Genomic DNA, 22655 nt, shown 5'->3' on the forward strand with positions numbered 1-22655 from the left:
AACCCTGGCAGCTTCGAAACACCGTTGGCCAGTTCGTCGCCAGTGAGCGGCGAATCGCAAGTCGGCCTGGTTCGTCCCCCAGGCCGCAGCCCAGTGCAGGGCTGCCTGTCTCGCGTTGCCGCTCAACGGCGAATTGCAGGTCAACGGCTGTCCGAAGCCTCGCCAGCCAGTTCGGCCGCGGTCTTCACGTCGGGATACGAACCACGCGCGATCACCGCTCGGTTGTGGTTCGCGGCGTCGGTGAAGTCGAGCTTTTCCACTCGGCGGTCGTAGGTGAGGAGGCCGTTCACTTCGTTCTCTACATCAGTGGTCTGAGTATAGATCGCGCCGGACAACCCCAGATCGGAAACCAACCGTTCGAGGCGTTCACTCACCTCCGCGTACCGGCGAGTGAGATGCGTGGAATCCGCCGTCATTTCGTAGGCGTTGGGCGGACCTGGCCAAATGCGGTCGTCGAGCACCAAGCCCAGGCCGCCGTATTCACCGTCCACCAGGGCGCGATGGTCCCCCTCGTGCGGCTCCCCTGGCCCGACGTAGGTGTGGTCGTCGTAGATGTCGCCAGCACCAGTGTCGGGGCGAGAGAAACAGCAGTTCACGCCGCTGTTGGCGATCACCAGCCGAGTCGGGTCGAGTTCCTTTACGAGCGCGGCAATCCGGGCAGTGTCGAATTCTCCCCAGCCTTCGTTGAACGGCACCCAGGCGACGATCGACGTGACGTTGCTCAGCTGCGCGACCATTTCCCGCAGTTCGGCCTCGAACCGTTGTTGTCCTTCGGGCAGCGGATCCGGCGCGTGCCCGGGCGGTCCGGCGAACGAGACGACCAGTGACGGCATGTCCTGCCAGACCGCCAAACCCAGCCGGTCCGCCCAGTAGTACCAGCGCGCGGGTTCGACCTTGACGTGCTTGCGGACCAGGTTGAACCCGAGTTCCTTCGTCTTCTCCAGATCGAACCGGAGCGCCTCGTCTGTCGGCGCGGTGTAACCGCCATCCGGCCAGTAGCCCTGGTCGAGTGGTCCGTGCAGGAAGGTGATCCGGCCGTTCACAGCGATCCGTGGCTGTCCGTCGACATCCGGGACGATTTCTACCGTTCGCAGGCCGCAATAACTGGCGACTTCGTCCAATACATCACCGTGCGCATCGAGAAGCCGGACGGTGATGTCGTAGAGAAACGGATCGTCGGGAGACCACAGATGCGGTTCCGGAAGGTTTGCTCGCAGCCGCACGCCGGCGGTGCTCCGAACGCGTACTGCCTCGTCGCCGTTTGGCGGCGAAACGATCAGCTCCACTTGAGCGCCACCGGTGACCTGCGGGAACACTGAGACGCCGGATAGGTCCGAGGTGATTTCGAGGGAGGAAATGCGCTCGTTCGGCACCGGCTCGACCCAGACGGTCTGCCAGATTCCCGACGTCGGGGTGTAGCAGATACCGCCAGGTTCGTTGCGCTGCTTGCCGATCGGGTACGGCTCGATGTCCGTCCGGTCCTCTGCGCGAACGGTAATTTCCTGCGGTCCCGATGCACGGAGCGCGTCTGTGATGTCCGCGGAGAACGACGTGTACCCGCCCTCATGGGTGACCACTGTCTGGTTGTTGACCCGAACCTCAGCTTTCTGGTCGACTGCACCGAAATGCAGCAACACCCGTCGCCCGCGCCAGCTTTCCGGAACCTCGAACAACCGCCGGTACCAGAGCACTTCGTCGCGTCGGCCGATTCCGGAGAGCGCCGATTCCGGCGCGAAGGGAACCAGGATGCGCTCGCTATACCCGGCCGGGCGCGGCTCCGCGGGCGAAGCGGGCCATCCTGCGTACTCCCAGATGCCGTTGAGGCTCAGCCATTCCAGCCGGCGGAGCTGGGGGCGTGGGTACTCGGGCAGCACCGCGGCCGGGTCGACTCGGTCGGTCCACGGGGTGGTCAGTGGCGGATCCGCTTGCTGCCATTCGGGCTCTGTTGGAGTCATCACTGGTCATGGTGGCAGAGAATCGCGATCCGCGGCATGGCTTGGGCACCACCTGGGCAGCCGACGACCCAGGCCCTGCGCGACGGTCATGTCGGCTGTCGGTGGTCGCTGGCTGGCAACTGGTCCTTGGTGGAGGTTTCCCAGGCGAGACGGTGGAGATGCCGTCGACAACCTCCTCGCCATTTAGTGGCTAATCGCTGGTCAGCAGCTCGCCAGCGCGCTTCGCCCGCGGGCGCAGTGGGTGTGCCGCGGCGCGTGAGGGTTGCTCGTCGCGACGGGTGGCTGTAGCTGGAACGTATGTCTTCGGCCTGGTGCTCTCTGCGAGCCGCAGCGGGGTGCTGAGCTGCGGGGATGCGGTGGTCACGAGCCGTCGAATCGGCCGGGCGGACCTGTTGCCGTTTTTTGGCGAAACGCTCTGACCAGCTGATTCTTCCTTGCTCCGGCACTTTTTCACCAGCTGACGGCGAGGCTTTCCGCCGGTCGTTCGGGCGGCCGCCCCGGGGTAAGCGACTGGCGAGTAACCTCGGGCCATGCGCGTGCTGATGTTGTCCTGGGAGTACCCGCCGGTGGTCATCGGCGGACTGGCCCGGCACGTTCACGCGCTGGCGAGGCACCTCGCGCAGCAGGGCCACGACGTCGTCGTCCTCTGCCGGCACACCGCGGGCACCGACGCCTCGACGCATCCGCGCAGCGATCGGGTCATCGAGGGGGTCCGGGTCGTCCGCGTGGCCGAGGATCCGATGCACCTGACTTTCGAGCGGGATCTCGTCGCGTGGACGCTCGCCATGGGCCACGCCATGATCCGGGCGGCGCAGGATTTGCTCCGCACGTGGCAACCCGACGTCGTCCATGCCCACGACTGGCTGGTCACGCATCCGGCGATCGCGGTCGCCGAGGCTGCCCGGGTGCCGCTCGTCGGGACGATCCACGCGACCGAAGCGGGCCGGCATTCGGGGTGGCTGTCGCATCCGCTCAACCAGCAGGTGCATTCGGTCGAATGGTGGCTGGCCAACCGCGCCGACGCGGTGATCACCTGTTCGCAGGCCATGCGCAAGGAGGTCGCGCACCTCTTCGAGATCGACCCAGCTGACGTCTCGGTGATCCACAACGGCATCGAGGGGCGCAGCTGGCGCGTATCGTCCAGCGAGGTCGCGCGGATGCGGGAGCAGCACAGCCCGGACGGGGCTCCGTTCCTGCTGTTCTTCGGCCGGCTTGAGTGGGAAAAGGGCGTGCAAGACCTGCTGGCCGCGCTGCCCCGGATCCGCCGGCGGTTTCCAGGGACTCGGGTGGTCGTCGCCGGTAAAGGGCGACATCACGACGAACTCGTCGCGCAGGCTCGAAAGCTGCGGATTCGCCGGGCGGTGGACTTCGTCGGTCATCTTTCCGACCGTGACCTGCGAGCTCTCCTCGCCGCGGCCGATGCAGTCGTGCTGCCGAGCCGGTATGAGCCGTTCGGGATCGTCGCGCTGGAAGCTGCTGCCGCGAAAGCGCCGTTGGTGGCGTCGACCGCGGGCGGGCTCGGCGAGGTTGTCATCGACGGGGAGACCGGCTTGGCCTTCGCGCCAGGTGACGTCGCGGGTCTCGCCTCATCCGTGACGACTGTCTTGAGCGACGTCCCGGCTGCGACCCGGCGCGCGCGTGCGGCGCAGGCCCGGCTGAGCGCGGACTTCGATTGGGGACGGATCGCTGAGGCGACCGTCGAGGTTTATCGGCGGGCTCGGGTCGGCGAACCGGTAGAGTTGGGACGGCCGAAGATCGCGACTGGCAACGCGTTCGAGGTGTAGGTCAAGCGCTGGTCGAAGGTGGTCGGCGAGATTCGCCGTTCAGTGGCGAATACCTGGTCAGGGCGCTTTCAGCGGGGATCGACGGCGGCGATGAGGTCGCGGTAGTCGGGGTCCGCTGCCACGCGGTCGAAAGCGTTCGCCAAGGCTGCTTCGTAGACCGGGACAGCCTTGCGCAACGTGGCTCGTCCGGCGTCGGTGATTCCGGTGTAGACGCCTCGGCGGTCGTATTCGCAGAGACGTCGTTCGGTCAGACCGGTCCGCTCGAGCCGGCCCACCAGGCGGGTCGCGGAGCTCTGGTTGAGTGACGTCGCGTCCGCGAGCTCCTGCATGCGGAGTTCGCCGTCGGGTCGATCGGCCAGCGACATCAGGGCGACGAATTCCGAGAAGCCCAGGTGCAGCTGCCGTTGCAGGGCTTGCTCGACCTCATGGTCGATACGGCTGCGAAGTGCCATCATGCGGGGCCACATCGCGCCGAGGGTGGTGAGTTTCGCCCCGGCCTGCTTGCGGCCAGGGGAAGGTGTGGTGGTCACGCGAACGACCTCTCCGGCAAAGCCTCGTCCAGCGTCGAGAAGTGACGCCGAGACCTCTTGTATAGCACATGTGCGTGCATGCAATTGTGCGTTCGTCAAGCCTCTCATGTCCGGAGATCGCGGTGGTCTGCATGGCACTGGGAGGTGGGAGAATTCGGGGTTTCGGGCTGCGCGAGCAGTCTCGGCCGCTCGGTGGTACCGGTCAGGCCAGCGTCTGCAGGAACTGTTGCAGCAACGGGTTGACCTGCTCCGGATGAGTCAGGGTTGGGGTGTGGGCCGCGCCGCGGATTACGTGCACGTCTCCGGCGTTCTGGAGGCGTTCGCTCAGCAGGTCCATGCGGTCGTGGGGAAGAGAAACGTCTTGCTCGCCCCACATCAGCAACGTCGGACAGGTGATTTCGTTCAGTCGGGGCGAGACGTCGTCTCGTTCCAGCAGGCAGTGCGCGGCCGGGCCTAGCGGCAGTGCGGGTGCGGCACACCATCGTGCGCGCAACTCGTCACGCAGGTCGGATTCTCCGAGCAGCTGGGTCGACAACGGTACGATGAGGTCATCGATTGGTCCGTATTCGCGCAATGCGGCGAACATATCGCCGTAGGCTGCTTTGTCGGCTGGGTCGCACGGTGTTGCTTCGGTATCCCACAGCACCAGGCCTGCGACTCGTTCGGGTGCCAGCAAAGCGATTCGTAGCGCGATGAATCCGCCTTGGGACAGTCCGCCTGCGACGGCGCGTTCGATGCCCAGGTGGTCGAGCAGGCCGAGCGCGTCTCGGGCTTGGTCCCAATAGGTGTATGAGGTGCCGGGGTCGTCGTCCGGGGTTTGCCCGTGGCCGCGGGCGTCCCAGGTGATCAGGCGCCACGTGGGCGCGAGCACCGCTGCTTGCGGCGAGAACGTTGAGTGGTCCAGGAAGTAGCCGTGTCCCAGGAGCAAGACCGGTCCGTCTCCCCCGGTGTCGGCGAAGAAGAGCGGGCGGTCGTTGACGGTCGCCATCGGCATTGGCTGGCCTCCAGGTTCGTCGCAAGCAATGGTGCAGCGTAGTGACGAAAACGTGCTCACGGCGCCCGCCGCCAGAGTTAGGCAGATTCGCCGCCAGTTGGCGGATTTGGCGGGACGGCGGGCTGGATACGGTCAGTCGTCGGCCTTCGCCGAGTCGGTGGATCCGCCGGCGAGTTTGAGGCAGATGACGCCGGTGATGATCACTGCCAGGAACAGGATGCGCAGCGGTCCCAGACTTTCGCCGAAGATGATCGCGCCGAAGATCGCGGCACCGCTCGCGCCGATACCCGTCCAGACCGCATAACCGACGCCGACATCGATGGTGCGCAAGGCCAGGCTGAGCGTGAAAATCGTTGCGGCGGCCGTAATCACCGTGGCGATCGACCACGGCAGGTTGGTGAAGCCTCGACTGCCGTCCGTGCTGACGGCGAACGCGATTTCGCAGACTCCGGCGAAGAGAAGGATGCCCCATGCTCGGCGATTAGTCTGCGTACTCTCCGGTGTGATGGCTGGTGCTGCTTCGGGCTGAACGGACACGGCGGAAATCCTTTCGGGAGCGGGAAGAGGAGCGTCAGGCACCGGTTAGCTGGAGACCGATGATGCCGCAGATCACCAGGCCGAAGCCGATGAGCTTGCGCCAGTTGAGCTTCTCTTTGAAGATCAGCGCGCCCAGCAGCACGATGCCCACCGAGCCGAGACCGGTCCAGATCGCGTAGCCGACGCCGACGTCGAGGGTCAGCAGGGCCCGGCTGAGGAAGAAGATGCCACCGGCTGCCATGACCAGCGTGAACACCGACGGCCACAGCTTGGTGAACCCGTCCGTGGCGTTGGCTCCGAGCGCGAAGGCGATCTCGAAGAGCACAGCGATGCCGAGGTAAAGCCAATGCATGGGTTTCTCCGAATGCGAGTCAGATCGGAAGCTGCCCGGCACCCTCGCCGGCGACGCTCCCCAGGTAGTTACATGTGCAATATATGTATGTCGAATCAAATAGGCAAGGGGTGTTCGGCAGGTGGGCGGCGCGGCTTCGGGTGCCTGCCGCGGAAGGGAGCCGTCGTGACCAGGAGGGCGATCGAAGGCTTGAAATGGGCGTCTACCAGGCATTCGCCATTGAGCGGCAACGGTGGTTCGGCCGGGCGACGGCGGAGTGGGGCAGATCGGCGCAGCTCGTTCGCGTTCTCGGGCGGACCGGGTGAGGAGCCGAGATCTCCGCGGGATAGGCCGTTCGAGGAGCGATGGCTGGGCGCGGCCAAGGCTGGAGACCGGTTGAAGAGAGCGGGCGAAATCCATCCGGCGCGGGCGTGTCAGGGACTCGGCGACATCGGGCGTCGGGGCTGGAGCGCCGGTCCGAACTGGGTAACGCGGTCGAACTGGGAGCGGTGATCGGCGTGCTCTGAACGAGAGGCGAGATCAAGCGCGACCTGGGGCGTACGCGGGATTCGCCACTGAGCGGCCACGACACCCGAACAGCACCCGGGGGTCGGGCAGCGTGTGAGCGGAAGTGAGCGAGAAGCCAAGCCAGCCAAGACCCAAGCCCGAAGCATCGAGAACCCGCGAAGCCGAAAACCCGCGCCCCTCGCCGCTCAGCGGCGAAGGAGCGCGGGTCCGGAAAGACCCGGGTCCGGTGGCGGGGAGCCTCCGCCACCGGACCCGTCCCCTGCACCATCCCAAAATGTGGTGCGGGGTAACCGGTCGCCGGTGGTCAGGTCACTGGCGACCGGAGCCTGTCACCGCTCGGTCAGGTAGCGGGCGTAGGCGACAGTCGTGAGGAAGCTCGGCAGCTTCTCGCCGAGGGCGGTCTCGGTGAAGATCGCGCGGGCGTCGTCGAGGCGGGCCGACGGGCCGAGGTCCGTGCGGACCTTCGTCAGCTCGTCGTCCAGGAATTCGACGGCCAGCTCGTGGGTCAACGCCGTGCCGTCCTCGAGCTTCGTGCCGTTGCGGATCCACTGCCACACCTGGCACCGCGCGATTTCCGCGGTCGCGGCGTCTTCCATGAGGTTGTGGATCGCCGCGGCACCGGTGCCGCGCAGCCAGGAGTCGATGTAGCGGAGGGCGACGTTGATGTTCGCCCGCACGCCCGCTTCGGTGACCTCGCCGCCGGCGCTCGCGACGTCAAGCAGGTCCGAAGCGTCGACAGTCACGTCCTCACGCAGCTTGCCGAGCTGGTTCGGCCAGCCGCCGAGCACCTGGTCGAACACCTCGCGGCACACCGGGACCAGGCCGGGGTGCGCGACCCAGGAGCCGTCGAAGCCGTCGCCGGCCTCGCGTTCCTTGTCCTGGCGGACCTTCTCCAGCGCGTTCTCGTTGGTGACCGGGTCCTTGCTCGGGATGAACGCGGCCATCCCGCCGATCGCGTGGGCCCCGCGGCGGTGGCAGGTGCTGACGAGCAGTTCGGTGTAGGCGCGCATGAAGGGGACCGTCATCGTCACCTGAGCACGGTCCGGCAGCACGAAGTCGGCACCGTGCGCGGAGAAGTTCTTGATGACGCTGAAGATGTAGTCCCACCGTCCGGCGTTCAGGCCGGCCGCGTGCTCGCGGAGTTCGTAGAGGATCTCGTCCATCTCGAAGGCCGCGGTGATCGTCTCGATCAGCACGGTCGCGCGGATGGTGCCGCGCGGGATGCCGAGTTCCTTCTGCGCCAGCAGGAACACGTCGTTCCACAGGCGCGCTTCCTGGTGGCTTTCCAGCTTCGGCAGGTAGAAGTACGGGCCGCTGCCGCGCGCCAGGAGCTGCCGGGCGTTGTGGAAGAAGTACAGGCCGAAGTCCACGAGGCTCGCCGAAACCGGGCGGCCGTCGATGCGGATGTGCTTCTCGACCAGGTGCCAGCCGCGGGGGCGGGCGACGATCGTCGCCGGGTCGTCGCCGATCGTGTAGCGCTTGCCGGCCTCGGTGGTGAAGTCGATGTTGCGGCGGATGGCGTCGAACAGGTTGAGCTGGCCGTCGACGACGTTGTGCCAGGTCGGCGACGTCGCGTCCTCGAAGTCCGCCAGCCACACCTTCGCGCCGGAGTTGAGCGCGTTGACCGTCATCTTCCGGTCGGTCGGGCCGGTGATCTCGACGCGGCGGTCCTCCAGACCGGGCGCGACGGGAGCGATGTGCCAGCTCTCGTCCGACCGGATCGACCGCGTTTCGGGCAGGAAGTCCAGCTGCTCCTCCCCCGACTGCAGCCGCTCACGACGGCGGCGGCGCTCGTCGAGGAGTTCGCGGCGGCGTCCGGCGAAGGTGTTGTCGAGTTTGGCTACGAAGTCCAGTGCTGCCGGGGTGAGGATCTCGGCGAAGCGGCCATCGGCGGGACCGGTGACCTCGATGCGGGTGTTCAACGTGTCAGCCATCTCGTACCTCCGCGAAGGGGGAAAGGGAAGGGGCGGGCCGGCGACCGGAATCGCCGGCCCGCGGGTGCGTCAGTGGAACTGGTCTTCTTCGGTCGAACCCTTGAGCGCGGTGGTCGAGCTCTCCGGGTTCAGCGCGGTGGACACCAGGTCGAACCAGCCGGTGCCGACCTCGCGCTGGTGCTTCGTCGCGGTGTAGCCGCGCTCCTCCGAAGCGAACTCGCGCTCCTGCAGGTCGACGTAGGCGCTCATGCCGTTGCGGGCGTAGCCGTGCGCCAGGTCGAACATCGAGTAGTTCAGCGCGTGGAAACCGGCCAGCGTGATGAACTGGAACTTGTAGCCCATGGCGCCGAGCTCGCGCTGGAACCGCGCGATGGTGTCGTCGTCGAGGTGCTTCTTCCAGTTGAACGACGGCGAGCAGTTGTAGGCCAGCATCTGGTCCGGGTACTGCGCCTTGATCGCCTCGGCGTACTTGCGGGCGACCTCGAGGTCCGGCGTGGAGGTCTCCATCCACAGCAGGTCGGCGTACTGCGCGTAGGCCAGGCCGCGGTCGATGCACGGCTCGATGCCGTTGTTGACCTCGTAGAAGCCCTCGGAGGTGCGGCCGCCGGTGAGGTACTTGCGGTCGCGCTCGTCGACGTCGCTGGTCAGCAGGGTCGCGGCCTGCGCGTCGGTGCGGGCGACGACCAGGGACGGCACGTTCAGCACGTCGGCGGCGAGACGGGCGGCGTTCAGGGTGCGCTCGTGCTGCTTGGTCGGGATAAGGACCTTGCCGCCGAGGTGGCCGCACTTCTTCTCGGACGCGAGCTGGTCTTCCCAGTGCACGCCCGCGGCGCCGGCCGCGATCATGCCCTTCATCAGCTCGAACGCGTTCAGCGGACCGCCGAAGCCGGCTTCCGCGTCGGCGACGATCGGGGCGAACCAGTCGATGTCGCCGTTGCCCTCGGCCCAGTTGATCTGGTCGGCGCGGCCCAGCGCGTTGTTGATGCGGCGGACAACGGCCGGGACCGAGTTGGCCGGGTAGAGGCTCTGGTCCGGGTAGGTCTGGCCGGCGAGGTTGGCGTCGGCGGCGACCTGCCAGCCGGACAGGTAGATGGCCTTCAGGCCGGCGCGCACCTGCTGCACGGCCTGGTTGCCGGTGAGCGCGCCCAGCGCGTGGACGTAGTCCTCGCTGTGCAGCAGCTCCCACAGCTTCTCGGCGCCGCGACGGGCGAGGGTGTGCTCTTCGACGACAGAACCGCGAAGCTTCACCACGTCGGCGGCGGAGTAGGTCCGCTGGACACCCGCCCAGCGGGGGTCGGTCTTCCACTGCTCGGCCAGCTCGGCCGCCGCCTGCTCGAGCTGATTGGCCTGCTCGGTCATCGGACTCTCCCGTGTTGCGAAGTTTGCGATTGCTCGCCTTGCCTGGTCACGACCCTGACACGAGCGGGAAAACTCGGTCTACTGCTCCAATTTGCCAATTTCTGCGAAGATTGCCTAGCATGTTGCAAAGGTTGCGAATCTGCTGTTCGCAACCACACCGAAAATTCGCGGGCTTGATCGTTCACGTAATCGTTCAGGCCCGGAAACCTTCCGGCCGGACGGAGCACTCATGGACAAAACTTTCGCCGGGGCGCGGCTGCGGCATCTGCGCGAAAGCCGGTCGATGAGCCAGGCGGATCTCGCCCGTGTGCTCGAGATCTCACCCAGTTACCTCAATCAGATCGAGCACAACTCGCGCCCGCTGACCGTGCCGGTGCTGCTGCGGATCACGCAGGCATTCGGCGTCGACACGGAGTTTTTCGCCAACAACGACACCTCGCGGCTCGTCGCCGATGTGAAGGAAGCCCTGCTCGACGAGGCTGTCGGCGTCGAAGCGACCACGAGCGAGCTGAACGACCTGGCCAGCAACTTGCCGTCCATCGCCCAGGCGCTGGTGAAACTGCATCGCAGCTACCGGAACGCGGTCGAGAGCACGGCCGCGCTGACCACGGAAAACGGTCTCGGCCTGCACGGGAGCGCCGCTGCCCCGCTGCCGCACGAGGAGGTCCGCGACTTCTTCTACGAGCGGGAGAACTACGTCGCCGAACTGGACGAGCGGGCCGAGCGGATGGCCGCGCAGATCCCGCTGCGGCGCGGATCAGTGCTGGGGTCGCTCAAGGAACGGCTGTGGCAGCGCTACGGCGTCGACGTGACGAACGAGGGCATCAACGAATCCGCAGGTGAACAGCATCGGTACGAGCCGGCGACGCGGGTGTTGCGGCTGGCGCCGAGCCTCCGGGTCGGACAGCAGGCGTTCCGGATGGCGTCCCAGATCGCGTTGCTGGAATACGACGACCTGATCACTGAACTCGCCGATTCGTGGGCGTTTTCCGGCCCGGCCGCGCGGACGCTCGCGCGCGTCGGCCTGGCTAACTACTTCGCGGGCGCGCTGATCCTGCCGTACAGCCCGTTCCTGGCCGCGGCCGAGGAGTTCCGGTACGACATCGAGCGCCTTTGCGACCACTTCGGCGTCGGGTTCGAGACGACGTGCCACCGGCTGTCGACTCTTCAACGGCCAAAACAGCGCGGCGTGCCGTTCTCGTTCGTGCGCGTCGACCGGGCCGGGAACATGTCGAAACGCCAGTCAGCGGCGGGTTTCCACTTCTCGCGCGTCGGCGGCGCTTGCCCGTTGTGGAACATCTACGAGGCCTTCACCTCTCCGGGCAAGATCCTCACGCAGATCGCGGCGCTGCCGGACGGCAAGCGGTACTTCTGGGTCGCGCGGACGGTGTCGCGCAATATCGGCGGGTACGGCAGCCCGGGCAAGACGTTCACCGTCGGCCTCGGCTGCGAGCTGCGACACGCTGGCCGGCTGATCTACTCGACCGGCCTTGACCTGGACGAACCCGCCGCCGCGACGCCGATCGGCATGGGGTGCAAGGTGTGCGACCGGCCCGCTTGTTCGCAACGCGCGTTTCCGGCGATCGGCAAACCGCTCACGGTGGACGAAAACACCAGCACCTTCGTCCCGTACCCGGCGGTGCCGAAGACGTGAACGCGGCCAGTGACGTGAGTGCCCCGGACGTGTTCACCGGGTGCGAAGTACATTCACCCGAGTGCACGACATCGACACGGTGAACGCAGAACTGGTCGAACAGGCCGCCGAACGGCTCGCGGGCGTGGTCACACGTACGCCCCTGGAGCCCAACGCGCGTCTCTCGTCCCGCGTAGACGCGCGCGTCTGGCTTAAGCGCGAAGACCAGCAGACGGTCCGCTCGTACAAGATCCGCGGCGCGTACAACTTCATCGTGCAGCTCGACGCTTCGACGCGGGAGCGCGGTGTCGTCTGCGCGAGCGCCGGCAACCACGCGCAAGGCGTCGCGTACGCGTGTCGCCGCTTAGGGGCGAACGGTCGCGTGTACGTGCCGGGCACGACGCCGCGGCAGAAGCGTGAACGCATTGCGGCTCTCGGTGGCGCGCACATCGAGGTCATCGTCGTCGGCGAGACGTACGAAGACGCCTTCGCCGCGGCTAAGGATGACGCCCACCGCACTGGAGCCACGCTCGTGCCGGCGTTCGACGACGTCCGCACTGTCGCCGGTCAGGGCACTGTCGCGCTTGAAGTGGTTTCGCAGCTCGGTTTCGTGCCGGATGTCCTGGTGGTTCCTGTTGGCGGCGGAGGGTTGCTGGCTGGGATCGCGACGTGGGTTCGCGAGCGGCATCCGGACATCCGGGTCGTCGGCGTCGAACCGGCAGGCGCGATGTGCATGGCGGCGGCTCTTGAAGCGGGCGAACCGGTGCGGATCGACGCGGTGGATCCGTTCGTGGACGGCGCCGCGGTGCGCGAGGCCGGCCAGGTGACGTTCCCGTTGATCCGTGACAGCGGCGCGGAGCTGACGTCCGTCGCCGAGGGCGCGGTGTGCACGGAAATGCTGTCGATGTACCAGTCGGACGGCATTATCGCCGAACCCGCGGGTGCGCTCGCGGCCGCTTCGCTCGGGACCAGCGTGCAGGTCGAGCAGGGGCAGACGGTGGTGTGCATCGTGTCCGGCGGCAACAACGACGTCAGCCGGTACAGCGAAGTCCTCGAACGCTCGCTCATGCACGAGGGGCTGAAGCACTATTTCCTCGTCAGCTTCCCGCAGGAACCCGGCGCGCTCCGGCGGTTCCTTGACGAAATCCTCGGGCCGGAGGACGACATCACGCGGTTCGAGTACGTGAAGCGCAACAACCGGGAGATCGGTCCCGCGCTGATCGGCGTCGAGATCCCGCGGCGCGCGGACCTGCCCGGGCTGCTGGCGCGGTTGGAGAAGAGCCCGCTGCAGGTCGAGCGGGTGGAGCCGGGGAGTCCGTTGTTCCATTTCCTGCTCTGAGGTGCCGGTGTCCACCCGACGCCCCGCGAAGCCGTGACCAGGAGATGGGTGGCCCGACGAGAGCACGAACCAAGAGGACGATCTGAGTGGACGCGCCAGTCGAGATCGTGGACTACGACCCACGATGGCCTCAGGTCTTCGCCAGCCTCAGCGACCGCATCACTGCGGAGGTGGGCGGACTCGCGCAACGCGTCGAGCATGTCGGCAGCACCGCGGTCCCCGGGCTGGCCGCTAAACCGATCATCGACCTGGCCGTCGTGATCGCCACCCGCGACGACCTGCCTGCTGTTGTCGCCAGTTTTCAGGCGATCGGCTATCGGCATAGAGGCGATCTCGGCATTCCCGGTCGAGAAGCCTTCGCTCGGCCTCCGGACAGCCCACCGCACCACCTCTACGTCTGCGCAGCCGACAACGAGAATCTCGCTCGGGTACTCGCGTTCCGGGACTTCCTGCGCACCCACCCGAGCACCGCGCAGGACTACGCGACGCTGAAGCGCTCACTCTCCCATCGCTTCCGCACCGATCGTGCTGCATACACCTCAGCGAAGACCGCCTTCATCGACGATGTAGTAGCGAAGGCGCTGTCGGAGCCGTCGGGCCGGGACGTCTAGTCACGGGCGTCCAGGTAGGCCGCTCCCCTGCCGCCGACCGGCTAATCGGGCCGCTCGGGCTCACGTTTCCGCAGGTCAGCGCGATTCGCCAAAAAACGGCAACACCGGTCAGTCGAGTTCGGCGCTGCCCTCGCGGTAGATCTTCGCCGACTTGATGCGGTCTCCGGACAGCCGATAGAACCCGGCGATGGCGAAAACCTGGTCCTCGCCGTTGTGGGTGAGCCGTTCGGTCAATTGGGCGGCAATCTGATCACCGTCCGCGAGAACGTTCTCGACCGTCAGCGTCGGAAGAAGTTGTTCCATGGCACCCTTGAACAACTCGGTGAGTTCCTCGCGTCCGCGCACGACGCTGCTGCCGGTGATCCAGACCGCGTCCTCGGTGAAGCCATCGAGGAGGCCTTGCAAGTCACGGTTGTTGAAGGCGGCGACGTGTCGGCTGAGGGCTTCGCTCATAAGGCGAGGTTATCGACGCTGTCAGGTTATTTTCGGCGCCGAACTCGACGTGCGACCGCGCTGGCGTCAGCTGTCGCCGAGCGTTTTCTGCAGTGCTTTGTTCGCCTTGCGCGCCATGTCGGCGACGGCCTCGCGCCGGGCCGCATCCGCGGCGTAGTCGTCCTCGCGGTTGCGAACCACCCGGGCCGGTGAACCGACCGCGATCGAGTAGTCCGGGATGTCGCCGCGCACCACGGCGTGCGCGCCGAGCACGCTGCCGCGGCCGACGCGCGTGCCCTTGAGGACGCTGACCTTCGTGCCGAGCCACGTGTCCGGGCCGATCCGGACCGGCGACTTGACGATGCCCTGGTCCTTGATCGGCACGTGGATGTCCGCGGTCACGTGGTCGAAGTCGCAGATGTACACCCAGTCGGCGACGAGCGTGGCGGCGCCGAGCTCGATGTCGAGATAGCAGTTGATCACGTTCTGCCGTCCGAACACCGACTTGTCGCCGATGCGAAGGGACCCCTCGTGACAGCGGATGGCGTTGCCGTCGCCGATGTGCACCCAGCGGCCGATCTCCATCCGGCCGTATCCGGGACGGCAGTGGATCTCGACGTTCTTGCCGAGGAACAGCATGCCGCGCAGGATGATGTGCGGGTTCGCGATGCGGAATTTGAGCAGCCGGTAATAGCGCACGAGGTACCACGGCGTGTACGCGCGATTGCGCAGGATCCAGCGCAGCGAGTCGGCCGTCAGGAACTTCGCCTGGTGCGGGTCCCGCCGGGCCCGCCGCCAGGCGCGCACGCGCGACAACGCGGGCGCACCCCACATCGACGTCATGCCCTTGACCGTAACCTGTGGACGACGGCCGGCCACACGCAAGGGGAGCAGGATGGGGACCAAGCTGATCATCGACACCGACCCCGGCGTCGATGATGCTTTCGCGATCGCACTGGCCGCGAGGTCGGCGGACGTCGACCTGCTGGGCGTGACGACTGTCTTCGGCAACGTGCCGCTGGCCACGACCACCTCAAACGCGCGCCGGCTGCTGCAGATGTGCGACCGCCCGGACGTCCCGGTCGCCGCGGGTGCCTCGCGGCCGCTTCTGTACCGCGAGCTGCACCGGTCGAGCACCGTCCACGGCTCCGACGGACTTTCCGGACACGCCGCTTCGCTGCCCGACGCCACCCGTCCGCTCGAGGATTCGGACGCGGTCAGCCTGATGGTCTCGCTGCTCGAAGCCTCGGACGAACCGGTGACCATCGCACCGATCGGCCCGCTCACGAACATCGCCGCCCTGCTCGCGGCCCACCCCGGGGTGCGTTCGAAGATCGCGCGCATCGTCCTGATGGGCGGAGCGATCGCCCTCGGCAACTCGACCGCGGTCTCCGAATTCAACATCTGGGCCGACCCAGACGCGGCCCGACGCGTGATCGCCGAGGACGACGTTCCGTGCGTGATGGTCCCCCTCGATCTCACCCACCGGTGCGCGGTCGACAGCACGTGGCTGGCGAAACTCGCCGCGTCCGGACCGGTCGGGCAGGCGCTGAACTCGTTCACCCCGGACTACCTGGCGCACTACCGCCAGGTGCTCGGCTACGAAGGCATCGTCATGCACGACGCGGTGGCCGTCGCCGAGGCGATCCGCCCGGGCATCCTGCGCACGGAGACCTACCCGGTCGACATCGACGCCGGCCTCGGCCCGACCCGCGGCATGACGATCGTCGACCGGCGGGCGGTCCCGAACAGGCCCACCGGGCGGCCGATCGAGGTGGCGGTGGATACGGAACTGGACGTGCTGCGCGAGTTCGTGCTGTCCAGACTTGCCGGGGGCCGGTGATGGACGGGGCCGGGAGATCGCCGCTGGATGGCGAATCGCAGGTCACGCCTGGTGTGGTGGCCGGTGGGGAGCCTGGGGGCTCGGGTTCGTTGCCGGTTAGCGGCGAATCGGCTGGCTCCGGTCCTTCGTTCGCCGGTGGGGCGTCGCCGGTTACTGGCGAATCGGGCGGCTCCGGTCCTTCCTCGGTGGGTGACTCGTCGCCAGTGAGTGGCGAGAATGCTGGGTCGACCAGCGTGTCGCCGCTGAGTGGCGAAACAGTCGACGCGGGTGGTTCGTCCGCCGGTGAGGCATCGCCAGTGAACGGCGAATCGGGCGGCTCCGGTCCTTCGGCGGTGGGTGACTCGTCGCCAGCGAGTGGCGAAAATGCTGGGTCGACCAGCGAGTCGCCGCTGAGTGGCGAAACCTCCGGGCTGGCTGGCGAGTCGCCGTTAAATGGCGACGGGGGCCAAGCCTCGGAGGGCGAAGGAGGCGCACGTTCGGCGAGGCAGGGTTTTCTCGCGCGGAATCGGCGGGCCGTGGTGACGTTGGCGGCGGTTGTGGTGGTCGTCGCGGCGTTGGTTGTCGCGGTGCGGGTTCTGCCGGGCGGCGGTGCCGGCGATGCGAATTCCGGGAACGTCGCGGCGACGTCGTCGTTGGTTCCGAGTACATCAAAGACGGCTCCGGTCGCGACTGCGCCGACGTCGGTGGTGCCGTCCCAGCCTGGGGTGCCGAGGGCTGGGGAGTTCGGGGCGTGGGCGTCGCGGACCAGTCAGTGGCTCGATATCCCATTGCGGGCGATGAACGGGTACGCGCAGGCGACCGTCACGCTCAGCAAGGAGCAGCCTGACTGTCACCTGTCCTGGATCACCCTCGCCGCGATCGGGAAGATCACCAGCGATCATGGGCGGGCGCAGGGTAATCGGGTCGGGGAAAACGGGACTCTCGCGAAACCGCTTGGCACGGTGGCGGTTCTCGACTTCTATCACCGGCCTGTTTCGACGCCGGGGGCAGCGGGGCCATTGCAGCTCTCGCCCGCGGTGTGGAGCAAGTGGCAGCGCAGTGCGTCCGGTGGCAAGCCTGACATTCAGAACATCGATGATTCGGCGCTCACGGCTGGGCGCGCGCTCTGTGCGAATGGCCGCGATCTGGCGACGGATTGGTGGAACGGGGTCGCCACATTGGAGCCAGCGCCGGTCGTCTTGCATCGGACGCTTGCGACGACCAACGTCTACGGCACGGTTGGCCAGAGCGATCAGCCGCCTAATCCCGCGGTGCTCACTGCGGTCGACTTCGCGATTGACCAGATTGGTCTGCCGTACGTCTGGGGCGGCAATGGCACTCGAGACGCCGATCCGGGCTTCGACTGTTCCGGTCTGACGACCGCTGCTTACGCGAGCGCTGACGTCAAGCTGATGCGGACGGCGGATACGCAATTCCGCAGCGTTCCCCATGTGAGCGAACCCCAGCTGGGCGATTTGATCTTCTACGGTGCGCCCGCTTCGAAGATCCATCACGTGGGGCTGTACATCGGGAATCAGCAGATGATCGACGCGCCGCAGACTGGGCAGGCGGTGCAAGTTCATCCGTATCGAAAGCCCGGCGACGACTACGCGGGGGCGGGACGGCCGACGGCCTGACTTGCGCGGTGATCTCTCGAGAATGCCGTTCCGCGGATTGGTGCGACCTGCGATGGCAACCACAGGTCCGCGGCTCAATCTGTCGTGTGCACGGCGAAAACCTAGCGAACGTGAGACACGCGCTTGTGGCAACTGACGTGCTTTTCTCTGACGGTGTTGGATCTCCAGCGGGCCTCGTCAGCGTTGACGGACCAGGTCTAGGGACACCTCCCACACCTGGTGCGCGGGCGAGGCGTCGCGGGCCCAGCGTTTGACGGAGTGGCTGTTGCCAGCCAGGTCGACGTCGTCGGGAACGGTCGCGGATTCGTTGCCGTCATCCAGGTAATGGCCACCGTTATGGGCGAATTCCAGGGCGGTCGCGGCGACGAGGGTGGTGGCCGCGCCTTGTTCGACGGTCTTGTAGGCGAAGATTCCGGCGGCTTCGAGCCGGTCCAAGTGGTTCTTCATGTCTTGGGTGAAATCCCGTTGCAGGCCAGTGGAAACTCCGCCGGGGTTGACCGCGTTGGCGACGATTCCGTCGGCTGCCCACCGGCGGGTCGCTTCGACGGCGAACAGCGAGTTGGCCGTTTTCGACTGCCCGTAAGCCAATTGGGGGTCGTAGGACCGGCGGGTAAAGTGGATGTCATCAAAGACAACGGGTGAGTACATGTGCGCGCCGGAGGTCACCGCGACGATCCGGGCCGTTCCTCGCTGATTCGCGCCTGCGGCCAGGGCGTCGCGCAGGCCCAGTGCCAGCGCGAAGTGGCCGAGGTGATTGGTCGCGAACTGCAGTTCCCAACCCTGTGGAGTGCGCCCCAGGGTCGGACGCATGACGCCGGCATTGTTGATCAGCAGGTGCAGCGGGCCGTCCCAGCTTGCGGCGAAGCGGGCGACGGTGGCGAGGTCGGCCAGTTCGAGGTGGGCGACGCGGACGGCTCGGTTTCCGGTGGAGGCGGCGATCTCCTCGGCGACGCATGCGCCGAGGGCGGTGTTGCGTACGGCCAGGGTGACGTCCGCACCGACGGATGCGAGCGCGCGGGCTGTTTCGCGACCAAGGCCGGACGTGGCACCGGTGACGATTGCGCGGACACCGGTGAGGTTCTGGCCTGCGATGACGTCGTCGGCGGTACTGGTGGCGTCGAAGGCCGTGCGGATCAAGGAGGATTGAGACACCCTTCGAACTATACGCATCGTACGTAGTTTGTATAGTGTGTCTATGAGCAGTGATCGGCGCACGCACGTACTGGACTCGGCACTGGAGGTGTTCGCGCGCTACGGCTATCGCAAGGCGTCCATGGACGACGTCGCGAAGGCCGCAGACATCTCGCGTCCTGGCTTGTACTTCTACTTCTCGTCCAAGCCGGAACTGTTCCGCGCGACCGTGCAGCATTCGCTCGACGGCAGCATCGAGGCAGCTCGGGTCGCTCTCGCCGATTTGCGGCAACCGCTTCGCGAGCGGCTGATCGAGGCGTTCGACCACTGGGCCGGTCGGTACGTGGGGCCGATGGCTGCGGAGATCAGCGTTCTGATCGACTCGAATCCCGATCTGCTCGGCACAATGCCTGCCGAGTACCCGAAGCGGTTCCGTGCGCTCGTCATCGACGCGATTGGGGGGCGCTCACCCGACGACGTCGCTGGGACACTGATCAGCACGGCGATCGGGATCAAGTACGACGCGGAGACCCGCAACGAGTTTCGCGCTCGGATGACCATCGCGGTCGACCTTTACTGCAAAGGCTGAGACTCAGGCAGGCGGCCAGTTGCACAGGGCCGCGTCGGCAACTTCCTGCAGTTCTTCACGGGTTGCGCCGCTTGCCGCTTCGACGGCGATGCCGAACGCGACCGTCATGACGTAGCGGGCCAGCCGTGCCGGGTCGGCGTCTGGCGGCAAATCGTGTTCATCGATGGCGCGTCGAAATCGCTTCTCCAGGGCTCGGCGTGCGGCGTTTCGCCACTCGACGAGCAATTCGCGCGCGGGGTGGCCTAGTTCGCCGGCCGCCAATGAGCCTTGGACGCCCAGGCAGCCGGGCGGACAATCGGGGTCAGTCGTCGCTCGGACGGCGCCGTTGAGTATCGCGGCGGCCACCTTGGCGGCAGTCGGCTCGGCCCAAGCTCGCGGGCCGTAGGAGGCGGGGCCTTCGTCGTAGAGCGCCAATGCCTTGCGAAACAGCTGCTCTTTGTTGCCGAAAGCCGCGTACATGCTGGTTTTTGTGATGCCCATGGCCCCGGTCAGATCGGCCAGACTGGCCCCTTCGTAGCCCTGCTCCCAGAACACCAGCATGGCGCGCCGGAGCGCCTCGCCGGCGTCGAATCCGCGCGGTCGGCCGATCTGCGCCTTGTCCTGACTGGTCACCTCGCCAGCATACCCCTTCAGTATCGATCGGTTCAGAAGTGCTACGGTCGCCTTAAGTACCGATCGGTACCGAATAATTCGGAGGTCAGCAGTGGGACAGATTGAGGGCAAGACAGCAGTCGTCACCGGCGGAAGCAACGGGATCGGCCGGGCCGCGGCCGAACGGCTCGCTGCCGAGGGCGCGCACGTCTTCATCACCGGCCGGAATCTGGGCGCGCTGGACGAGGCCGCGAAGACCATCGGTTCGGCCACCGCGGTTGCGGGCGACATCGCCGATCTGGGCGACCTCGATCGGCTTTACGACGCGGTTCGCGCCCGGGGCAAGGGACTCGACATCGTTTTCGCCAACGCAGCGACGGGATCTTTTGCGAGCCTGGAGGAGACCACTCCGGAACACTTCGATCAGGTCTTCACCACCAACGTCCGCGGCACGCTCTTCACCGTGCAGAAAGCGTTGCCGCTGCTCAACAAGGGTGCGTCGGTGATCTTGAATTCGTCGGTGCGCGCGGATGACGGTCTCGCGTCGTTCGGAACGTATTCGGCGTCGAAAGCTGCCCTCCGCTCCTACGCCCGGACTTGGGCGAACGAGTTGAAGGACCGCGGCATCCGGGTCAACGTGGTGTCGCCCGGCACCATCGACACGCCGGTGCTCGAGAAGGCGGTCGGCGCGGACAAGGTCGACGAGGCCCGGGCGAGTTTCGCGGCACGGGTTCCGCTTGGGCGAATGGGAACGCCGCGCGAGGTTGCGGAGGCCGTGCTGTTCCTCGCGTCGGAGCAGAGCAGTTTCATCCTGGGCGCGAACATCTACGTCGACGGCGGCGAAAAGCAGTTCTGACCAGCGTCAGCGCGGGGACAACGGGGTTCCCGCCGCTTCACAGTAGCGCGAAGGCTATACGTGCGTGTAGCGTACTGTTCATGCGTATAGCGAAGATGTCATGACCGACCCCGACGACCTGACCGCGCGTGCCCGTATCCGCGACGCGGCGATGCGGCACTTCGGCGAGCACGGCTTCGAGCGCGCCACGATCCGCGGCATCGCGGTGGAAGCCGGGGTGTCGCTGGGCTTGGTGCGGCACCACTTCGGGTCCAAACAGGCACTCCGCGAGGCGTGCGACGCACACCTGATCAAGCTCCTCCGCGAGCTCAACGACCAGGTGCCGGACGACCTGGCCACCAGCGTCACCGCGAATCCTGTCGCGGCGGCACGGGTCGCTGTCGGACCGTACCGCGACTATCTCGTCCGGGCGCTGGTCGAGGGCGGCGTCGCGCCGTTGTTCGACGAGATGGTCGAACTCGGCACGAACCGGCTTGTCGCCGCTGATCGGCAACGGACGGATCCGCCGACGGTCGAACCCAAGATCCGCGCCGCGATCGGCACCGCGATGGCGTTGTCGATCACCGTGCTGCACCAGCACATTTCCCGTGCGGCGGGCATCGACATCCTCAGTCCGGCTGGCGACAACATGCTCGCCCGCGCGCTGATCGACATCTACTCGCATCCGCAGCTCAGCCTCGAGGAAGCGCAGGCGGCGCTCGACCGCCTGCCCGCGGAAGGAAACTGACATGCCGCACGCGACGATCCCCCGCATCCCGCCGCTCGAACTCGACGAGATGGATCCCGAGAAGCAAAAGCTGGCGAAACTCGGTGCGGACACCGTGATCCAGGTTCTCGCCCGCGCGCCGGAAGTGATGCAGGCGTCCGGTGCGTTGGGCGCTTACCTGTTGAGCCAGGGAAAACTGCATCCGCGGATCCGCGAGCTGGCAATTCTTCGCGTCGCGCTGCGGTGCGACGCGCCGTACGAGTGGGCCAACCATGCGCCAGCCGCGCTCGGCGGTGGCGCGACGGAGGCGGAGATCGCGGCTCTCTCCGATCCGGACGCCAGTTGGCCGCCCGAGGACGAGGCGGTGCTGCGTGCCGTCGACGAGCTGTGCGCGAATGTCTTTGTGTCCGACGGAACCTGGGCCGCTCTCGCTGCGACTCGCGACCATGCCGAGATCATCGAGATTCTGTTCCTCGTCGGCTACTACCGGATGATGGCGGGGTTTCTGAATTCCGCGGGCGTTCCGGTGAAGCCTGGACAACCGGCGCTCGGCGAGCCTCCGGCGCCGGTGGCTGTCGCTTCTCAGCAGGTTTGGCCCGCCAGCGGCGAAACCGGCCCGGACGGCAGCTGGAAGATCACGTTCACGCATCCGGCGGGAAGCAAAGATCTGCTCCTCGAACTCGCGACCGACGGCACCAGGGTGTCCGGTTCCATTTTTGACACTCAGCTGAAGGTCACGGTCCCCATCGTGTCGGGGACGGTCGACGGCCAAGAGGTCGCCTTTACCGCGCTGGTGACTGATCCGGCGCGCTTCGAGGTGAGCGTGACCGGCACGGTTGACGGCGATCTGTTCTCCGGCTCCGTCACGGTGTCCGGTGGGGGCACCTTTCCGCTGACCGGGGTTCGGGAGGTCAGTCCCAGTAATTGAACAGGGCTTCGCCGACGGTCGATGGTTTCCAGTACGCGACGTCGGACCGCGTGAGGTGTGGCCAATCTTTGGCGACGAAGGACCGATCGAGGTCGGCTGGCGTGAGCACTTGGAACTGCTCGGTTTGCGCCAGCACCGCGATCAGGTCCGGTTCGTCGACGAACTCCAGCGGGCCCCATTCCCGCGCTGGCGCGAAGTCGAACGAGCGGGGCCGAGCGAGCGCGACCACTGGTGCGTCGTTGGCGGCGACGACTGAGATTGTGCGGTCGGGATACTCGATGACGGCTTGCCAGAAATTCGGCGTGACGGTCGGGACGCGAAAATCGGTCAGGGTTCCGCCGGTGCTACGGGCGAAGTCGTAACAGAGACGGCGAACCTCGCGAACCTCGACCACCGCCGCATTCTACGCGGCCGGTCCCCCGGCGGTG

At 66.7% G+C, this 22655-nt stretch carries 22 protein-coding genes; 10 read left to right on the forward strand and 12 right to left on the reverse strand.

The annotated features are described in order from the left end of the window. Positions 1–140 precede the first annotated feature (140 nt). Entirely contained in the window at positions 141–1955 is a 1815-nt protein-coding gene (locus DMP23_RS25620; protein WP_337822749.1) for a glycoside hydrolase family 2 protein, read from the reverse strand. Positions 1956–2485: 530 nt separating this feature from the next. On the opposite strand from DMP23_RS25620, the gene DMP23_RS25625 reads away from it, so the two are divergent. Then, positions 2486–3739, forward strand: a complete 1254-nt coding sequence (locus DMP23_RS25625; protein ID WP_337822750.1) for a glycosyltransferase family 4 protein — start codon at positions 2486–2488, stop codon at positions 3737–3739. Between the two features lie 68 nt (positions 3740–3807). On the opposite strand, the gene DMP23_RS25630 is transcribed toward DMP23_RS25625, so the two are convergent. The 6 genes from DMP23_RS25630 to aceA form a co-directional block, all read right to left on the reverse strand. Further along, positions 3808–4269, reverse strand: a complete 462-nt coding sequence (locus tag DMP23_RS25630; RefSeq protein WP_134665620.1) for a MarR family winged helix-turn-helix transcriptional regulator — start codon at positions 4267–4269, stop codon at positions 3808–3810. A 202-nt stretch (positions 4270–4471) separates the two neighbouring features. Next, positions 4472–5263 (reverse strand): alpha/beta fold hydrolase, encoded by a 792-nt coding sequence (locus tag DMP23_RS25635; protein ID WP_337822751.1) that lies wholly within the window; start codon positions 5261–5263, stop codon positions 4472–4474. A 132-nt stretch (positions 5264–5395) separates the two neighbouring features. Further along, positions 5396–5800 (reverse strand): DMT family transporter, encoded by a 405-nt coding sequence (locus DMP23_RS25640; RefSeq protein ID WP_051728875.1) that lies wholly within the window; start codon positions 5798–5800, stop codon positions 5396–5398. 34 nt (positions 5801–5834) lie between these two features. Continuing rightward, a complete protein-coding gene (locus DMP23_RS25645) occupies positions 5835–6152 on the reverse strand; it encodes a DMT family transporter (protein WP_037811827.1) in 318 nt (105 codons plus the stop codon). A gap of 836 nt (positions 6153–6988) precedes the next feature. Next, complete coding sequence (gene aceB, locus DMP23_RS25650; RefSeq protein ID WP_043839131.1) at positions 6989–8593, reverse strand: malate synthase A; 1605 nt, start codon at positions 8591–8593, stop codon at positions 6989–6991. Positions 8594–8662: 69 nt separating this feature from the next. Further along, the gene (gene aceA / locus DMP23_RS25655) at positions 8663–9952 is read right to left on the reverse strand and encodes an isocitrate lyase (protein ID WP_037811829.1); all 1290 of its coding nucleotides are present in this window, start codon (positions 9950–9952) and stop codon (positions 8663–8665) included. Positions 9953–10181: 229 nt separating this feature from the next. Between aceA and DMP23_RS25660 the strand changes: the two genes are divergently transcribed. From DMP23_RS25660 to DMP23_RS25670, 3 genes are all read left to right on the forward strand, one after another. After that, positions 10182–11606, forward strand: coding sequence for a short-chain fatty acyl-CoA regulator family protein (locus DMP23_RS25660; protein WP_037811830.1), 1425 nt, complete (start codon positions 10182–10184; stop codon positions 11604–11606). A 61-nt stretch (positions 11607–11667) separates the two neighbouring features. After that, positions 11668–12924 carry a threonine ammonia-lyase IlvA gene (ilvA, locus tag DMP23_RS25665; RefSeq protein ID WP_043839134.1) on the forward strand — a complete coding sequence of 419 codons (1257 nt, stop codon included), beginning with the start codon at positions 11668–11670 and terminating at the stop codon, positions 12922–12924. An 86-nt stretch (positions 12925–13010) separates the two neighbouring features. Then, positions 13011–13535 carry a GrpB family protein gene (locus DMP23_RS25670; RefSeq protein WP_337822752.1) on the forward strand — a complete coding sequence of 175 codons (525 nt, stop codon included), beginning with the start codon at positions 13011–13013 and terminating at the stop codon, positions 13533–13535. Between the two features lie 108 nt (positions 13536–13643). Here DMP23_RS25670 and DMP23_RS25675 read toward each other — a convergent pair whose 3' ends face one another. Together DMP23_RS25675 and DMP23_RS25680 are read right to left on the reverse strand one after the other, a co-directional pair. After that, on the reverse strand, positions 13644–13988 hold the full coding sequence (locus DMP23_RS25675) for a nuclear transport factor 2 family protein (protein ID WP_337822753.1): 345 nt from the start codon (positions 13986–13988) through the stop codon (positions 13644–13646). A gap of 66 nt (positions 13989–14054) precedes the next feature. Next, positions 14055–14810 carry an acyltransferase gene (locus tag DMP23_RS25680; protein WP_037712791.1) on the reverse strand — a complete coding sequence of 252 codons (756 nt, stop codon included), beginning with the start codon at positions 14808–14810 and terminating at the stop codon, positions 14055–14057. 52 nt (positions 14811–14862) lie between these two features. On the opposite strand from DMP23_RS25680, the gene DMP23_RS25685 reads away from it, so the two are divergent. After that, positions 14863–15810 (forward strand): nucleoside hydrolase, encoded by a 948-nt coding sequence (locus DMP23_RS25685; protein WP_337822754.1) that lies wholly within the window; start codon positions 14863–14865, stop codon positions 15808–15810. A 515-nt stretch (positions 15811–16325) separates the two neighbouring features. Then, positions 16326–17426 carry a C40 family peptidase gene (locus tag DMP23_RS25690; protein ID WP_337822755.1) on the forward strand — a complete coding sequence of 367 codons (1101 nt, stop codon included), beginning with the start codon at positions 16326–16328 and terminating at the stop codon, positions 17424–17426. A 177-nt stretch (positions 17427–17603) separates the two neighbouring features. Here the strand turns inward: DMP23_RS25690 and DMP23_RS25695 are convergent, their stop codons facing one another. Continuing rightward, positions 17604–18563, reverse strand: coding sequence for an SDR family NAD(P)-dependent oxidoreductase (locus DMP23_RS25695; protein ID WP_337822756.1), 960 nt, complete (start codon positions 18561–18563; stop codon positions 17604–17606). Positions 18564–18621: 58 nt separating this feature from the next. Between DMP23_RS25695 and DMP23_RS25700 the strand changes: the two genes are divergently transcribed. Continuing rightward, complete coding sequence (locus DMP23_RS25700) at positions 18622–19146, forward strand: TetR/AcrR family transcriptional regulator (protein WP_337822757.1); 525 nt, start codon at positions 18622–18624, stop codon at positions 19144–19146. 3 nt (positions 19147–19149) lie between these two features. Here DMP23_RS25700 and DMP23_RS25705 read toward each other — a convergent pair whose 3' ends face one another. Continuing rightward, complete coding sequence (locus DMP23_RS25705; RefSeq protein ID WP_337822758.1) at positions 19150–19758, reverse strand: TetR/AcrR family transcriptional regulator; 609 nt, start codon at positions 19756–19758, stop codon at positions 19150–19152. Positions 19759–19849: 91 nt separating this feature from the next. On the opposite strand from DMP23_RS25705, the gene DMP23_RS25710 reads away from it, so the two are divergent. The 3 genes from DMP23_RS25710 to DMP23_RS25720 all read left to right on the forward strand — a co-directional run bounded on the left by DMP23_RS25710 (position 19850) and on the right by DMP23_RS25720 (position 22227). After that, positions 19850–20593: an SDR family oxidoreductase gene (locus tag DMP23_RS25710; protein ID WP_337822759.1), complete on the forward strand. Its 744-nt coding sequence runs from the start codon at positions 19850–19852 to the stop codon at positions 20591–20593. Positions 20594–20693: 100 nt separating this feature from the next. Continuing rightward, positions 20694–21320, forward strand: a complete 627-nt coding sequence (locus tag DMP23_RS25715) for a TetR/AcrR family transcriptional regulator (protein ID WP_337822760.1) — start codon at positions 20694–20696, stop codon at positions 21318–21320. 1 nt (position 21321) lies between these two features. Then, positions 21322–22227 carry a carboxymuconolactone decarboxylase family protein gene (locus DMP23_RS25720; RefSeq protein ID WP_337822761.1) on the forward strand — a complete coding sequence of 302 codons (906 nt, stop codon included), beginning with the start codon at positions 21322–21324 and terminating at the stop codon, positions 22225–22227. On the opposite strand, the gene DMP23_RS25725 is transcribed toward DMP23_RS25720, so the two are convergent. Next, the gene (locus DMP23_RS25725) at positions 22211–22621 is read right to left on the reverse strand and encodes a hypothetical protein (RefSeq protein WP_337822762.1); all 411 of its coding nucleotides are present in this window, start codon (positions 22619–22621) and stop codon (positions 22211–22213) included. The two genes, DMP23_RS25720 and DMP23_RS25725, sit on opposite strands and share 17 nt — an antisense overlap. Between the last annotated feature and the right edge of the window lie 34 nt (positions 22622–22655).

The sequence above is a fragment of the Amycolatopsis sp. A1MSW2902 genome (genome assembly GCF_017312175.1).
Classification (GTDB): Bacteria; Actinomycetota; Actinomycetes; order Mycobacteriales; family Pseudonocardiaceae; genus Amycolatopsis; species Amycolatopsis nivea.